Below are 15,449 nucleotides of genomic sequence, written 5' to 3'. Positions count from 1 at the left end.
GAATCGGAAGTCCCGCAGGGATTCACATGGCAGCATGTGTTTGCCTCTGCGGGACTTTTTGTTGTGCAGGGGCTTGCTAGGGGTTTAACCAAGCATTTGGTAGGAGGAGCCGAGATTTTCGATAAACCGGATTAACGTCCATACAGCGAGGATGGAACAGGCAGCTGCCAGAAGGATGAAGAGGGTCATTTTTCGCTTACGCTCAGGCTTTCGTTTCAATTCCATAGTCTCCCTTCGTGCATAGTGGTTAAGTGACATGCTTTATAACAAGACCTCATCGTCGTCCTCACTCCGGATTCCCTGCCTGTACTCGTAAAGCATGATGGCTGAACGTATGAAGACGTACAAGCCGAGCAGGAACTGCAGGATGAGGACGGCATACAGCAGGTTTATCGCCAGTCTCTCATCGTCGAGGTAACCGGGGCCGAATGTTTCTTGTAAAAGATGATAGGTGCTGACATGAAGGTAGAGCCCCAGTATACTGATCGCCATATTTATTGCCGCGTTGTACAATTTGCGTACGGATTTTTTGCGAGTCGTCATAAGATTCTCCCCGGATCAGGTTTTTCAAACGCTTCCCTATTGTATGAAACGCTTCCGGTTCGATAAAAGTTGGATATGTTCAAAATAAGATGCAATATCCGAGCCATGGGACGAATGAAGCGTAGGACAGGAAGTTGCCGCAGCGCAGGCACGGCGAATTCGAATATGATATGATAGAGCGTGATGGATTGAATGGAAACGACTTATTTTTGCATCGATATCAGACAAGGAAGTGTTGTCATGGATTTATTCAGTATCGGGCGTGAAGGGGACCGGGATTCCCGGCTGCTGGCCGATCGGATGCGCCCTTCGTCGCTGGATGAATATATAGGACAAGAGCATATTATCGGACCGGGCAAACTGCTCCGGCGGGCCATAGAGGCAGACCAGGTCTCGTCGATTTTATTGTACGGCCCGCCGGGATGCGGCAAAACAACGCTTGCGCATATCATCTCCCAGCAAACGAAGGGGCATTTTGTTCGGTTGAACGCGGTGGAAGCCTCGGTTAAGGACGTCAGGGAAGTCATTGAGCAGGCCCAGAGCAACCGCAGCCTGTACGGCACCAAAACGATCCTGTTCCTGGATGAGGTGCACCGGTTCAACAGCTCCAGACAGGACGCGCTGCTGCCTGCCGTAGAGAACGGCACGATTATATTTATCGGCGCGACGACCGAGAACCCCTTTCATTACGTCAACGGGGCCCTAATGAGCCGGTCCACTTTATTCCAGCTTCAGCCGCTGACTAAGGACCATTCCATGATCGCGATGCGGCGCGCGCTGACCGATCAAGACAAGGGTCTTGGATTCATGGATCTCAAGGCCGATGAGGAAGCGCTGGAGCACATTGCAGCCATGGCGAACGGGGATATCCGGCGTGCACTCAATGCGTTGGAGCTGGCCGCGATGACAACGCCGCCGGACGCAAGCGGTACGGTCCATATCACGCTGGAGGTGGCGGAGGAATCGATTCGCCGGCCTACCGTGCGTGCGGACGAGTCCACGCAGTATGATGTGCTTTCCGCCTTTCACAAGAGTATTCGGGGCTCCAGCGATGCGGCGCTGTTCTGGTTTTTGTATGCGGTCGAAAAGCTCGGAATGGACCCGATGGTGTTCATTCGGCGCCTGATCGCTGCCAGCAGCGAGGATATCGGGCTTGCCAATCCCCAAGCCATGGTGCAGGCGGTAAGCGCATTGGATGCGTACCGGAACAACGGCTGGCCGGAAGCCAAGCTGAACATCGCCCAGGCGATCCTGTTCGCCGTGGAGAGCCCGAAATCCGATGGCGTTGTATCCGCCATATCCCGCGCGATGTCCGCCATGGATGAAGTGAAATCGGCGGAGGTTCCGCTGCATCTGCGCGATGCGCATTACTCGGGGGCGGTGAAGCTGGGACATGTCGGCTACAAGTACCCGCACGATTATCCGGGCCATTACGTGAAACAGGAGTATTTGCCGAAGGAGATCTCCCGCCGAGTGTTCTATCAGGCCACGGAGCAGGGGAACGAAGCCAAGATCGCTCACAACCAGCGGCTGCGGCGCGAAGAATAAGGAACTTTAACGAAAACGGTTCACGGCCGTTAGTTAAGTTAAATGGAGGAAATGAATGATGAAAACAGGGAAACAACGGTTTGTCATCCTGCTGCTGACCGCCGGCCTTATACTGAGCGGCTGTTCGGGAAAAAGCGCCCAGGAGCAAGGCGTAAGTGGACAGGCAGCCGAGGCGGCGCATGAGCACGGACATCAGACGCAGCTGTCCAACGGGGATATCCAGGAGGCGACGGCTTCGATCGATGAGCTGCCGACCTTTTTGAAGAGCCAGACCAGCGAGCTCCAAACGATTTATGCTTTGTCCGCGCAGGTGAGTGATGTCCTGAAATACATTCCTTGTTATTGCGGCTGCGGGGAAAGTGCCGGTCATGAGAGCAACCTGAACTGTTTTATCGATGAGATTCAGGAGAACGGCACGGTGGTGTGGGACGATCACGGCACCCGCTGCGGGGTGTGTTTGGACATTGCCGTGGAATCTGCCAAAATGAGCAGTGAGGGCATGAGCTTAACGGATATCCGGACCGCGATCGACGAGAAATACAGCACCGGCTATGCCAAGCCGACGCCAACCCCGATGCCGCCTGTGGAAAGTTAAATTGTTATTGGTCAAACAAGAAGGTACCCGATGGTGATCCCAGGATCGCCCGAGGTGCCTTTTTTTGTAGGGCACTATCCCCTCCGGGGTTAAGCGTAAGTGCAGCCCTATTCGATTTTAAAGACCGACCATCGTGATCTATATCACAGCATGAAACTATATATGGATGTAAATTGATAAAACAAAACTATATATAGTGTGTTAACGATATGAAGAAGAGGAGTTGTTCCTATTCATGAAGGTCATGAAGAGAGACGGATGCCTGGTGAAATTTGAGACAAGCCGGATCGTGGAGGCGGTGGATAAAGCGTTTATGGCGGTGGAGGGTGTTTCCCGCAAGGATGCTTCTTTGCGGATTGGAGATGAGGTTGCCCACGCCACTGCGGGGATGGAACAGGTTAGCGTGGAGGAGATACAAGATATCGTTGTGGAGCATTTGCAAAGCACGGGTTATCCCGAGGTAGCGGCTGCATATCAACATTACAGGGAGGCCCGCGATCTGGAGCGGATGCGGCGGGGAGAGCTTTATAAGATCAGCAGGGATGTGATCGGGGTAACCGATTTGGACCTGCTGCGGGAGAACGCGAATCTGAACGGGGAATCCTTCAGCGGAAAAAATGAGCCGGATCGGCTCCGAATACGCCAAATGGATGGCAAGCAAATTCATCCTCCCCACAGAGCTCACGAGAGCGGTGAGTGATGGGTATGTATACGTTCATGACCTGGACCAGTATGCGCTGGGAACGACGAACTGCATCTTCATCCCGTTCGGCCGGTTGCTGGCCAAGGGCTTCAATACCGGTAACGGATCGGTCAGGCCGCCGCAGAGCATCATGACCGCCATGGCGCTGGTAGCCATCATCTTTCAATCCCAGCAGAACAGCCAATTCGGCGGCGTGTCCGGCAGCAAAATCGATTGGGATCTCGCGCCGTATGTCGGCAAATCGTTTCGTCGGCATTTTCGCAAAGGGCTGGACTACTTCGGAGAAGCGGGGCTGGGAGAGGATCGGCCGTATGAACGAGCTCTTGAGGATCACGATATATACATAGACAATGAGCAGCTGAAGGACATATACCCGCGAATCTATCATTACGCCTATAGCGAAACGGTGAATGAAGCAAAGCAGGCTGCGGAATCCTTGATCCATAATTTGAATACGATGAGCAGCCGGGCCGGCGGACAAATTCCTTTCACTTCGCTGAATTACGGCATGTGCACGTCAACCGAAGGAAGGCTGGTGTCCCACGCCCTGTTGGATGCCACGATGAAGGGGCTCGGCGGGGGAGAGACGCCAATATTTCCGCAGCATATTTTCCAGTGCAAGCAGGGGGTCAACCAGGCGGAAGGCGAGCCGAATTACGACCTGTTCCTGAAAGCCGTCGAGTGCTCCAGCCGCAGGCTCTATCCGAATTTCGTCAACGTGGACGCGTCGTTTAATCTCGTCTATTATAACCCGGGCGACCCGGACACGATTATTGCCACCATGGGCTGCAGGACCCGCACGATTTCGGACCGCTTTGGGCGAAACCGGCTGAGCGGCAAGGGCAACCTGTCCTTTAATACGATCAATTTGGTCCGGTTCGGGATTGAACATGGCATCGTCCAAGGGAAGCGGGCAGTGCCGGACCTGAACCGTTTCTATCAACAGCTGGATCATTATATGAGAATTGCGGTGGAGGGTTTGATTCACCGTTACGAGCTGCAGGCCGACCAACCGGCCAAAGCGTCCGATTTCATGATGCGGGAGGGCGTGTGGGAAGGCGGCGAGGCGCTGGCGCCGGAGGATAAGGTGCGCGAGCTGATCAAGCACGGCACCCTGGCGCTTGGATTTATCGGGCTGGCCGAATGCCTGAAGGCGTTGACCGGACGGCATCACGGCGAGGATGAGGACAGCCGCGGGCTGGGGATCGAGATCATCCGGCATATGCGCCGGTTTTGCGATGCAGCCGGTGAAAGGTATAACTTGAACATCACGCTGTTTGCCACGCCTGCAGAAGGGTTATCCGGGAAATTCACGAAGCTGGACCGGCAGACCTTCGGGGTGATCGAGGGTGTGACTGACCGCGAATATTACACGAACTCTTTTCATATACCCGTGTACTATCCGATGGCCGCCTACCGCAAGATCCGTTCCGAAGCTCCTTTCCATGAGCTGTGCAACGCCGGCGCGATTTCGTATGTGGAGCTGGACGGCAACGCAAGGCAGAATACGACTGCTTTCCGGGATATCGTGCAGTTTGCCCTGCAGCAGAACATCGGATATTTCTCCGTTAACCATCCCGTCGACCGGTGCCCGGCATGCAACTACGAAGGCATTATCGGAAGTGCGTGCCCTGGATGCGGCGCCTTGGAGGCGGATGGAAACTTCCAGCGGCTGCGGCGGGTAACGGGATATTTAACGGGCAATTATACGGAGCGCTTCAATTCGGCCAAGCAGGCCGAGGTTCGGGATCGGGTGAAGCATTTGTGAATGTGTGCGGATACATCCCTGAGAGCATCAATGAAGGCCCCGGACTTCGTGCGGTTCTATTCGTGAGCGGCTGCCGCCATGCCTGCGCCGGATGTTTTAATACGGATTCCTGGGACTTTGAAGCGGGGAAGCCCTTTACCGAAGAAATGTCAGCGGCGATACTGCAGGATATCCTAGACAACCCTTTGCTGGATGGCGTGACCTTATGCGGTGGAGACCCCTTCTTCTCCCCGGAAGAATGTGCGGCGTTCGTACGCAGGCTCAGGACCCTCTGTCCCGCAAAAAACGTATGGGCCTACACGGGGTTCACCTTCGAAGCGCTGATGAGGCAGCCGAAGCTGCGCGAGTTGGCCCTGCTGTGCGATGTCATCGTTGACGGCAAATTCGAGTTGGAGCGCAGGGATGTCTCGCTTCCTTTCCGGGGCAGCTCGAATCAGCGTTTCATCGATGTAGCCGCCAGCATGGAGCAGGGAATTGCCGTGGAGTTTATTCTTCGCTAGCACGCAAAAAAAAGAGCACACGCTTTACGGAACATTCCGTATCAAGTGTGTGCTCTTCGCGTATCATTCAGCGGATTAATAAGGAACTTTATCCGCCGTTTCGATCGTTCCCCCGCCAAGGCAGTCGTCCCCTTGGTAGAAGACAACGGCTTGTCCCGGCGTGATCGCTTTTTGCGGCTTCGCAAACGCGACATGAACGGTTCCGTCTTCGCGAGGGGTTATGGTTACTTCCTGGTCCGGCTGACGGTAGCGGAATTTGGCGGTGCAGGCGTAGGCGTCTTTGGGCATAGCGTCTTGTCCTGCAATCCAGTTCATTCCGGAGGCAACGAGTCCGGTCGAATACAAGCTCGGATGATCGCCTTGAACAACGTACAAAATATTGTTGGTCAAATCTTTGTCGGCTACGAACCAAGGCTCACCGGAGCCGGATCCGCCGATCCCGAGGCCTTGGCGTTGCCCCAGCGTGTAGTACATCAAGCCGTCATGGCGGCCCTTTACTTCACCGGTGACAATGTCCACCATATCGCCGGATTGGGCGGGGAGGTATTGTCCGAGGAACTCCTTGAAATTCCGCTCGCCGATGAAGCAAACGCCGGTGCTGTCTTTTTTCTTGGCGGTATACAGCCCGGCCTCCTCAGCTAGTCGGCGGACCTCCGGCTTCGGCAGATGCCCGATCGGGAACATCGCCTTGGAAAGCTGCTCTTGGCTCAGCGCATTGAGGAAGTAGGTTTGGTCTTTGTTGCTGTCCACACCCCGCAGCAGCCGGTACTGTCCGTCCTCCTCGATGACGCGGGCATAATGGCCGGTAGCGACGTAGTCGGCTCCCAAGTCCATGGCCTTGTTCAGAAATTCGCCGAATTTGATCTCGCGGTTGCACATGACATCGGGGTTCGGCGTTCTCCCGGCTTTATATTCATCGAGGAAATAGGAAAATACTTTATCGAAGTATTCCTTCTCGAAATTGACGGTATAGTAGGGAATGTCGAGCTGCTCGCACACGCGGCGCACGTCTTCAGCGTCCGCTTCGGCTGTGCAGTAGCCAAGCTCATCGGTATCATCCCAATTTTTCATAAAGATGCCGATCACTTCATAGCCCTGCTGTTTGAGCAGGAGCGCTGTTACGGAGGAGTCGACTCCTCCCGACATGCCGACAACGATACGAGTGTTATGTTTTTCTTTTGACATCGTTATCACCATTTTCATATTGAATTGTGCCCATGGAGGTATTTTAACATATTGGAACAAGGTTCACACGCTTCATTTTGTCCACTCAGGGTGAACATTTTTCGAGTTTCCAGCTGGAATATTACCCATTGGGGTCCAGGATATGTTACGATAAGCTGAGGGTAATGATCGGAATACGGAGAAAAATACAGGATAAGCTGCTTTACTCATGGTTTATGCCGTATTTATCGCTCGCCCGCCACCTACAATTCATGTACAGGATGGACATAATATACAAATTACCGAAAGAGGTGTCACCTTTGAAGATATCAACAAAAGGAAGATACGGATTAACGATTATGATGGAGCTGGCCGCCAGGTTCGGCGAAGGGCCGACTTCGCTGAAGAGCATTGCCGAGAAGAACCAGCTGTCGGAACATTATCTTGAGCAGCTGATCGCGCCGCTGCGGAATGCGGGCTTGGTTAAGAGCATCCGCGGTGCATACGGCGGATATATCCTTTCCCGGGACCCGGCATCCATCACGGCAGGGGACGTCATCCGCGTGCTGGAAGGGCCGATATCCCCCGTCGATTTTACGGAAGAGGACGATCCGGCGAAGCGTGACCTCTGGCTCCGAATCCGCGACAGCATCGCTGAAGTGCTGGATTCCACGACGCTGGACTATCTGATCAATTACCATGAACAGTCTGCTGCAGACAACTATATGTTTTACATTTAAGGGTGACGACGGAGATGAAATCAGTATACTTGGATCATGCCGCATCAACCCCGGTTCATCCGGAGGTTGCGGAGCGGATGATGAATGTCATGACGAGCCAATACGGCAATGCTTCGAGCGTCCATGCTTTTGGACGGGAAGCGAAGAAGATCGTGAACGGGGCGCGTGATCGAATAGCGTCTTTGTTAGGATGCCATTCGGACGAGCTGGTGTTTACCGCAGGCGGGACCGAGAGCGATAACCTGGCAGTTCTGGGACTGCTGGAGTCCTTGGGCGCGGAAGGCAGACATGTGATTACGTCAGCGGTGGAGCACCATGCGGTGCTCCACACTTGCCATGAGCTGGAACGGCGGGGCTGCCAGGTTACCTATGTCCCGGTGGACCCTACAGGGCGTGTTTCTGCAGAGGACATTGCGGGCGCGATTCAGGACAACACGGTGCTGGTGACCATCATGTACGGCAACAATGAAGTAGGCACCGTTCAGCCGATCGCCGAAATCGGCGAGTTATGCCGGAGCCGAGGAATCGTATTCCATACCGATGCCGTTCAGGCATTGGGCTCGGAGGCGATCAACTGCCGCGAGCTTCCGGTGGATATGTGGAGCTTTTCCGCCCACAAAATCAACGGGCCGCAGGGCGTAGGCGCTTTGGTCGTCCGCAGGGGACTCAGCGTCTCTCCCCGTCTGTTCGGAGGGTTGCAGGAGAAGAAGCGCCGGGCCGGAACAGAGAATATGGCCGGAATCGCCGGTTTTGCGGCGGCAGTGGAATGGACCGTGCAGAATATGGATACGCGAATCCAGCATTATCGCGAACTGAGATCGACCCTCCTTGACGGGCTTCGTCAGGAGATTGGCGAGAATTCTTTTGTGATCAATGGAAACCCGGAACATCACCTACCTCACATCCTGAATATCAGCTTTCCCGGTGCCAATACGGAGACGATGCTGATGAACCTCGATATGGAAGGAATTGCGGCGGCAAGCGGCTCGGCTTGTACGTCGGGATCCCTGGAAATATCCCATGTACTCCGAGCAATGAAACTTTCTGACCCTGTTTTGCGCTCCGCGATTCGTTTTAGTTTCGGTTTGGGTAATACTACTCAAGAAATGGAGTACACTGCCCAAAAAATTGGAACCATCCTTAATCGGTTACGTAAATAGATGTTAAGGGATTTCTCCTTCTACGGAATAGGGGGTATGCGTTCGTCCATTTCATCCTTGGAAATTGCCCGCCGGTCAGCGTTTTTTGGGAACCGCGGTTGATTTCAAACCATGAAGGATGAGGAGGTGTCCACGGTTATGAAACTTCAAGAAATGATCGGACTGGCTGTATTCGACGTGGAGAACGGTAAGGAAATCGGCAAAATCCACGATTTTATACTAGATGAGAACTGGTTGATTACCGGATTGGAGCTTGAAGGCAAGGCTTTGTTTTCCTCGCATGTGAAAAGCGTCTCATGGGAAGATATCGTAGCCTACGGGGAAGATGCCGTCATGATCCGGAGCCAAGAGGCTGTCCGCAAATTGGGCGCCAACGATATACCGCTTACGTACCTTTTGGGCAAGCGCAAATTGAAAGAGATGCAGGTCCTGACAGAGGATGGTGTCCTGCTCGGTCGTATATCGGATGTTTATTTTGAGCAGGAACAGGGCAATACAATACTAGGGTTGGAAATATCCGATGGATTTGTCTCGGATTTGATCGAAGGTCGCAAATGGCTGCCTTGCACAGCGGAAATGGCTATCGGCGAGAGTGCCGTCATGGTACCCCCGATGAGCGAACAGCGTCTGGAAAAAGCCATTAATTCTGTGAACGGATAGGGTGAGGTAGGATGAAATGTCCAAACTGTAGTTCCAAAGATATCGGAAAAATCGGCTCCCACCAGTTTTATTGCTGGGGTTGCTTTATCGAATTGACGGTTAACGGAGAGAAAATGTCCGTATACCAGGTAGAAGAGGACGGCACGCTCAGCTCGCTGGATGATTTGTTCTTCGGCGATGACATGCAGCCGGATTTTCCTCAGATGCACGCGTCTTCCTGAAGAACGCGTACATAGCGTAAGAACAACGACTCCTTGCTTAAGGCCTGTGCGGCTGAATAGCAGGAGTCTTTTTCATTTTGGCCGGCGGAAATGTTAGTTTATTTCTGGAAGCTTGTACATATACTACAGGGTAGCTTTCGAAAAAAGGAGGGTGCCTGTGTGGAACAGCTAACCGAGAACAAATGGTTTCGGTTGTTGGTTTGGTTGATGCTTGGACTCATCTCCCTTTATTTTGTCTGGCTGCTGCGCCCGCTGTTTCTGGATGTCTATCGTTTTCTTAAGGCAGTCCTGGCGCCATTTTTGGTTGCCATGATCATATCGTATGTGTTGAATCCGATAGTATGCACGCTCTCTGACCGCAAAGTTCCGCGGAGCATTGCGGTGCTGCTCATTTATGCTGTCTTCCTGACTTCGCTGGCGGTCATTCTGATCAATATGATTCCGATGCTGATCCGGCAGCTGGAGGAGCTCAACGAGCACTTGCCTGAATTATCGATGAACGCCCAAAGCCTGATGACCAATCTGGACAGCAGGCTGCTGCCCCCGGGAGTAAGGACAGGCGTCAACAGCTGGTTCCTGCAGATGGAGTCGAGACTGGCTGGTGGAATTTCGGATTTCATGGACAATATCGGCAACACCATCAACATCCTGTTTAATGTGTTAATTGTTCCATTCCTGATCTTCTACATATTAAAAGATTTTGAGGTGTTCCAGCGAACCGCCGTATCCTATCTGCCGCGGAGCCGCCGGAAGTCGATTGTCACGCTGCTGAAAGAGATCGACACGGCCCTCGGGAATTATGTCCGCGGACAATTTCTGGTATGCTTGATCATCGGCGTTCTCGCTTATGTGGGGTACATGATCGTGGGCATGCCGTACGCGCTGCTGCTGGCCAGCATCGTGGCGGTGTTCAACATCATTCCGTATCTAGGCCCCTTTCTCGGGGCGGCTCCTGCGCTTGTGATGGCATCCACGATTTCCTGGAGGATGGTGCTGCTGGTGGCGGTGGTCAATATGGTCTGCCAGACGCTGGAGAGCAATGTCATCTCGCCGCAAGTGGTCGGCAAGAAGCTGCATATGCATCCGCTTCTGATCATATTTGCGCTCCTTGTCGGCGGACAGGTGGCAGGAACCGTGGGTCTGATTCTGGCTGTTCCGGTCTTTGCCGTCATCAAAGTGCTGCTGCAGCATGTTTTCGCTTATTATGTCAGGAAGAAATCCGGTTGACCCCTTCGGTCAATAACCAGGCATGTCCATGCATTGACAGATGGATTCCCCCTATATATACTTGAAATTAAACCTATAACCGTTAAAATCGATGACAAAATCGAGTAGGCTTTGTGCACCTTGCCCAGAGAACAGGTTCCTGCCGGAGAATTTCCGGCTGGCTGCGAGAACCTGGAAGCGTCCCTAGCCGAATGCTAATTTTCGAGTGTGATTCAAATTCACCGGGCGGCTCCCGTTATCAAGCTGTTACGAGGCGATCGTCGTATTCGTCATCCAAGGAAAACATGCTGGAGGATGAATGGACGATAACCAGGGTGGTACCGCGAGAACATTCGTCCCTGAATTATATTCAGGGGCGTTTTTTGTGTTCGGATACAAATGATCGTATCCCTATATTACGACTGAAGGAAGTGTAGAGATGAAAGCTAGTGAGATCCGTTCCAAATGGCTAGAGTTTTTTGCAGAGAAAGGCCACAATATTGAGCCAAGTGCATCGCTTGTACCGCATAATGACCCGTCCCTGCTCTGGATTAATGCAGGCATGGCTCCGCTCAAGCCTTACTTCGACGGGCGCGTGAAGCCGGAAAATCCGAGAATTGCCAACTCGCAGAAATGCATTCGTACCAACGATATCGAGAATGTCGGCAAGACCCGCCGGCACCATACATTCTTCGAAATGCTGGGCAACTTCTCCATCGGCGACTATTTTAAAGAAGAAGTGATCACCTGGGCCTGGGAATTCCTGACGGACAAAAAGTGGATCGGCTTCGATCCGGAGAAGCTGTCCGTAACCGTGTATCCGGAGGATGAGGAGGCCTATAAACTGTGGAACGAGAAAATCGGTCTCCCGAAGGAGCGCATCATCAAGCTGCAGGATAACTTCTGGGATATCGGCGAAGGACCATGCGGACCTTGCACCGAGATTTTCTATGACCGCGGCGAAGGATACGACACGGAGGCACCGGAATCCGAAATGTTCCCCGGCGGCGAGAATGAACGCTGGCTTGAAGTATGGAACCTCGTGTTCTCCCAGTTCAACCACAACAAGGACGGCAGCTACACACCGCTCCCGAACAAGAACATCGATACGGGTGCGGGTCTGGAGCGCTTTGCTTCCATTCTGCAAAACGTGGCTTCCAATTTCGATACCGACCTGTTCCAGCCGATCATTCAGAAGACGGCAGAGCTTGCCGGCGTAAAATACAACGAGAAGACGGAATACGATATCGCGCTGAAAGTCATTGCAGACCACATCCGTACGGTTGCATTCGCGGTAGGCGATGGCGTGCTGCCTTCCAACGAAGGCCGCGGCTATGTCATCCGTCGTTTGCTCCGCCGCGCGGTTCGTTACGGAAAGGTGCTCGGACTGGACAAACCGTTCATGTATACCTTGACCGGAACCGTAGGCGATATTATGGGAGTTTACTACCCAGAGGTCGTTGAGAAGCGCGCCTTTATCGAGAAGGTCATTGCGACGGAAGAAGAACAGTTCCATAAAACGCTCTCGGACGGCTTGAACATCCTGGCTGACGTCAGCGCCGAAGCGAAGAAGCAGGGCAAATCCGTCATCAGCGGCAGCGACGCGTTCAAATTGTATGATACGTACGGCTTCCCGTTTGATTTAACGGAGGATTATGCGTCCGAACACGGATTGACCGTGGACCGCGAGGGCTTTGATGCCGCGATGAAGGAACAGCGTGACCGTGCGCGCGCAGCCCGTCATGAAACGGAAAGCATGAAGGTCCAAGGCGGCGTTCTTTCCGATTATACGGTTAAAAGTGAATTTGTTGGATATAATGACACCGTCAGCGAGGCGAAAGTGCTCGCCATTGTGTCCGGTGACAGCTTTGCGGACAGCGTCAGTGAAGGCGAGACCTGTCAGGTCATTCTGGACGTTACCCCGTTCTATGCGGAAAGCGGCGGCCAGGTCAGCGATCAGGGGATGTTGGAAGGCGGATCCGTGCGTGCCCGAGTGGAAGGCCTCTTCAAGGCTCCGCATGGACAGCATGTGCATTTCGTAACCGTCGAGCTCGGCGAGCTCAAAGTGGGCGATACGGTCAAGGCGCAGGTCGACACCGCCATGCGCAATGACATCGTCAAGAATCATACAGCGACTCACCTTTTGCATAAAGCCTTGAAGGAAGTGCTTGGCGATCATGTCAATCAGGCAGGTTCCCTTGTCGAACCGCAGCGTCTGCGCTTCGACTTCTCCCATTTCGGCAGCATTACGCAGGAGGAACTGGCCGATATTGAGCGCCGCGTGAATGAACAGGTATGGAAGAGCGTTCCGGTCGTTATCGAACGCAAGGCCATTGATGAAGCGAAGGCGATGGGCGCCATGGCCTTGTTCGGCGAGAAATACGGCGATATCGTCCGTGTCGTTCAGGTCGGGGATTACAGCATCGAGCTGTGCGGCGGATGCCATGTGGACAACACGTCCCAGATCGGAATCTTCAAACTGCTTGGCGAGAGCGGCATCGGCTCCGGCGTTCGCCGCATTGAAGCCGTAACGGGACGTTACGCTTATGAGCATCTGGAGGGCCAAATGGACCTGCTCAAGCAGGCTGCCGGCTTGCTGAAGAGCAATCTTGCGGACGTGCCGAAGCGGATCGAAGGCCTGAACCAACAGGTGAAGGATCTTGCCCGGGAGAACGAGTCCCTGCAAGGCAAGCTGGGAGCCATTGAAGCCAGCCAGCTGACCGACAAAGTGAAGCAGGTCGGAAACACGTCGCTGCTGGCAGCCGAAGTACAGGCCGGCAGCATGGACGGACTCCGCGGCATCGCTGACGAATTGAAGGGCAAGCTGCCCGAGACCATCCTTGTGCTCGGCTCCAAAGCAGGCGACAAGGTGAATTTCGTCGTAGCGGTTCCGCAGGAGCTGGTGAAGCAGGGCTATCATGCCGGCAAGCTGGTTAAGGAAGTCGCATCGGTATGCGGCGGGGGCGGCGGAGGCCGTCCGGATATGGCCCAAGCCGGGGGCAAGGATGCTTCCAAGCTTGCCCAGGCGCTGCAGCATGCGGAGGACCTCGTAGCCCGGGGCGTGTAAACATGATTTGTCCAGATTGTGTACGGCAGGCGACCGTAAGCGGGAAGCGGCATTTGCTGTACACAATCCCGAATTTTTTGGAACACTCTCTAAATATTTCGCTTTGGATTTCCGTAGAGACTTAGGATTATGTTATGATATAACTAGATCAAGCTGGTAAATATTTATTCGACGAAGCATGGTAAACATGTTCTTTGAAGAAGCGAGGTGTGTCACACATGGACTCCATGGATAAGACAGTCAAGTTCAATGTAAAAGGTGATGAAAAGGAGGCTTCCGCCCAGGACATTCTACTTTCGGTGTACGATTCGCTGGTAGAGAAGGAGTACAATCCGATTAACCAAATCGTAGGGTATCTTTTGTCCGGGGATCCCGCTTATATACCTCGGCACAATAATGCCAGAAGTTTGATCCGGAAAAAAGAGCGAGATGAATTGATTGAAGAACTGGTCCGGTTCTACTTAGCCAGTCACCGTTAGGAGCACACAGGGATGAAGAAGATCATGGGATTAGATTACGGGGACCGCAGAATCGGTGTTGCCATCAGCGACGTGTTCGGATGGACGGCCCAAGGGGTTGAAGTTATCGAACGCCGCCGCGACGAAGGCGAGCTGGACAGAATTGCCGCACTCGTCAAAGACAACGAGGTCGGCGAGATTGTGGTCGGCCTGCCTAAGAATATGAACGGCACGATTGGTCCGCGGGGCGAAATCTGCATGGAATTCGCAAACACGTTGCGAGAGTCCCTATCCTTACCCGTTCACCTTTGGGATGAACGGCTATCAACAGTATCCGCTGAAAGGACATTGCTTGAAGCCGATGTCAGCCGAAAGAAGCGAAAACAGGTTGTAGATAAAATGGCGGCAAGCTTGATTTTGCAAAACTACTTGGATTCTAAAAGGTAAAGGTGAGGGTGATTACAATGGCTAATGAGCATATTGGTATGGAAGAAGAACCGGAAATTATTTATATTCCCGACGATGAAGGCAACGAGGAAGAGTTCGAAGTCATCATGAAATTCGAAGTGGATGGCTCGGATGCCAAATATATGATGGTCGTACCAAGGGAGTCTGCAGAAGAAGAGACTGACGAGGTTTACGCCTTCCGTTATGAGGAAGACGGAGAAGACCTGAAACTGTTTATGATCGAAGACGATGAAGAATGGGCCATTGTTGAAGAAACCTTCAATACGCTCGTGGAAGAGCTGGACGGGAGAGACGAATGATGTCTGATTTTTCGGTTGAGAATATCGTATGGACCCAAGCCCTTAAGGAAGCATTCGGTGAGAGTGTTGAGCTTGAGGACGATAAAGGCCATCTCGAGGTTTATGATATTGCCGCCGAATTTGAAGTGGATGGTCAAGGGTATGCCATTCTGGTTCAGCCGGACCGCACCGATGAGGAGTACGAAGTTCTCCGGATCGTGAAGAATGCGGATGGCGGATTGGAGCTGGCCACCATTGATGACGACGAGGAATGGGAGAATGTGTCCGAGCTCTACGATGAGCTGACGTTTCCCGAGGGAGACGAGGACTAAGCTCCCTCCTGCAGGAGCACATGCTTAATTTTCAAATG

General features: G+C 53.2%; 16 protein-coding genes and 1 pseudogene. 14 read left to right on the top strand and 3 right to left on the bottom strand.

The window, feature by feature from the left end:
* Positions 1 to 84: 84 nt before the first annotated feature.
* Both HMPREF9412_RS33600 and HMPREF9412_RS16470 read right to left on the bottom strand, forming a co-directional pair.
* The gene (locus HMPREF9412_RS33600) at positions 85 to 219 is read right to left on the bottom strand and encodes a hypothetical protein (RefSeq protein ID WP_302621996.1); all 135 of its coding nucleotides are present in this window, start codon (positions 217 to 219) and stop codon (positions 85 to 87) included.
* A gap of 42 nt (positions 220 to 261) precedes the next feature.
* Positions 262 to 543, bottom strand: a complete 282-nt coding sequence (locus HMPREF9412_RS16470) for a hypothetical protein (RefSeq protein ID WP_009592779.1) — start codon at positions 541 to 543, stop codon at positions 262 to 264.
* A 240-nt stretch (positions 544 to 783) separates the two neighbouring features.
* On the opposite strand from HMPREF9412_RS16470, the gene HMPREF9412_RS16465 reads away from it, so the two are divergent.
* From HMPREF9412_RS16465 to nrdG, 4 genes and pseudogenes are all read left to right on the top strand, one after another.
* Positions 784 to 2,091 (top strand): replication-associated recombination protein A, encoded by a 1,308-nt coding sequence (locus HMPREF9412_RS16465; protein WP_009592786.1) that lies wholly within the window; start codon positions 784 to 786, stop codon positions 2,089 to 2,091.
* Between the two features lie 55 nt (positions 2,092 to 2,146).
* Positions 2,147 to 2,686, top strand: coding sequence for a PCYCGC domain-containing protein (locus HMPREF9412_RS16460; protein WP_009592767.1), 540 nt, complete (start codon positions 2,147 to 2,149; stop codon positions 2,684 to 2,686).
* Between the two features lie 235 nt (positions 2,687 to 2,921).
* A pseudogene (locus HMPREF9412_RS16450) lies at positions 2,922 to 5,157 on the top strand (anaerobic ribonucleoside triphosphate reductase).
* The gene (nrdG, locus tag HMPREF9412_RS16445) at positions 5,154 to 5,657 is read left to right on the top strand and encodes an anaerobic ribonucleoside-triphosphate reductase activating protein (protein WP_009592775.1); all 504 of its coding nucleotides are present in this window, start codon (positions 5,154 to 5,156) and stop codon (positions 5,655 to 5,657) included. Before HMPREF9412_RS16450 ends, nrdG begins: the two are co-directional and overlap by 4 nt.
* Positions 5,658 to 5,732: 75 nt before the next feature.
* On the opposite strand, the gene mnmA is transcribed toward nrdG, so the two are convergent.
* Positions 5,733 to 6,842, bottom strand: coding sequence for a tRNA 2-thiouridine(34) synthase MnmA (gene mnmA, locus HMPREF9412_RS16440; protein WP_175320775.1), 1,110 nt, complete (start codon positions 6,840 to 6,842; stop codon positions 5,733 to 5,735).
* Between the two features lie 299 nt (positions 6,843 to 7,141).
* On the opposite strand from mnmA, the gene cymR reads away from it, so the two are divergent.
* From cymR to HMPREF9412_RS16390, 10 genes are all read left to right on the top strand, one after another.
* Complete coding sequence (cymR, locus tag HMPREF9412_RS16435; protein WP_009592789.1) at positions 7,142 to 7,561, top strand: cysteine metabolism transcriptional regulator CymR; 420 nt, start codon at positions 7,142 to 7,144, stop codon at positions 7,559 to 7,561.
* A gap of 14 nt (positions 7,562 to 7,575) precedes the next feature.
* Positions 7,576 to 8,721 (top strand): cysteine desulfurase family protein, encoded by a 1,146-nt coding sequence (locus HMPREF9412_RS16430; protein WP_009592783.1) that lies wholly within the window; start codon positions 7,576 to 7,578, stop codon positions 8,719 to 8,721.
* Positions 8,722 to 8,859: 138 nt separating this feature from the next.
* Positions 8,860 to 9,381 carry a PRC-barrel domain-containing protein gene (locus HMPREF9412_RS16425; RefSeq protein ID WP_009592754.1) on the top strand — a complete coding sequence of 174 codons (522 nt, stop codon included), beginning with the start codon at positions 8,860 to 8,862 and terminating at the stop codon, positions 9,379 to 9,381.
* Between the two features lie 11 nt (positions 9,382 to 9,392).
* Positions 9,393 to 9,602, top strand: a complete 210-nt coding sequence (locus HMPREF9412_RS16420; protein ID WP_015734058.1) for a hypothetical protein — start codon at positions 9,393 to 9,395, stop codon at positions 9,600 to 9,602.
* A gap of 159 nt (positions 9,603 to 9,761) precedes the next feature.
* Complete coding sequence (locus HMPREF9412_RS16415) at positions 9,762 to 10,829, top strand: AI-2E family transporter (RefSeq protein ID WP_009592785.1); 1,068 nt, start codon at positions 9,762 to 9,764, stop codon at positions 10,827 to 10,829.
* 418 nt (positions 10,830 to 11,247) lie between these two features.
* Entirely contained in the window at positions 11,248 to 13,875 is a 2,628-nt protein-coding gene (gene alaS / locus HMPREF9412_RS16410; protein ID WP_009592747.1) for an alanine--tRNA ligase, read from the top strand.
* Positions 13,876 to 14,093: 218 nt separating this feature from the next.
* A complete protein-coding gene (locus HMPREF9412_RS16405) occupies positions 14,094 to 14,354 on the top strand; it encodes an IreB family regulatory phosphoprotein (protein ID WP_006208869.1) in 261 nt (86 codons plus the stop codon).
* A 12-nt stretch (positions 14,355 to 14,366) separates the two neighbouring features.
* Positions 14,367 to 14,780, top strand: a complete 414-nt coding sequence (gene ruvX / locus HMPREF9412_RS16400; protein ID WP_009592756.1) for a Holliday junction resolvase RuvX — start codon at positions 14,367 to 14,369, stop codon at positions 14,778 to 14,780.
* 17 nt (positions 14,781 to 14,797) lie between these two features.
* A complete protein-coding gene (locus HMPREF9412_RS16395; RefSeq protein WP_015734061.1) occupies positions 14,798 to 15,100 on the top strand; it encodes a DUF1292 domain-containing protein in 303 nt (100 codons plus the stop codon).
* A complete protein-coding gene (locus tag HMPREF9412_RS16390; protein ID WP_175320776.1) occupies positions 15,100 to 15,411 on the top strand; it encodes a DUF1292 domain-containing protein in 312 nt (103 codons plus the stop codon). The genes HMPREF9412_RS16395 and HMPREF9412_RS16390 overlap by 1 nt, the downstream gene beginning before the upstream one ends.
* Positions 15,412 to 15,449: the final 38 nt, after the last annotated feature.

The organism is Paenibacillus sp. HGF5 (genome assembly GCF_000204455.1).
GTDB lineage: Bacteria > Bacillota > Bacilli > Paenibacillales > Paenibacillaceae > Paenibacillus_AQ > Paenibacillus_AQ lautus_A.
The sequence above is the reverse complement of the archived record's forward strand: the minus strand, read 5'-3'. Positions and strand labels throughout refer to the sequence as shown.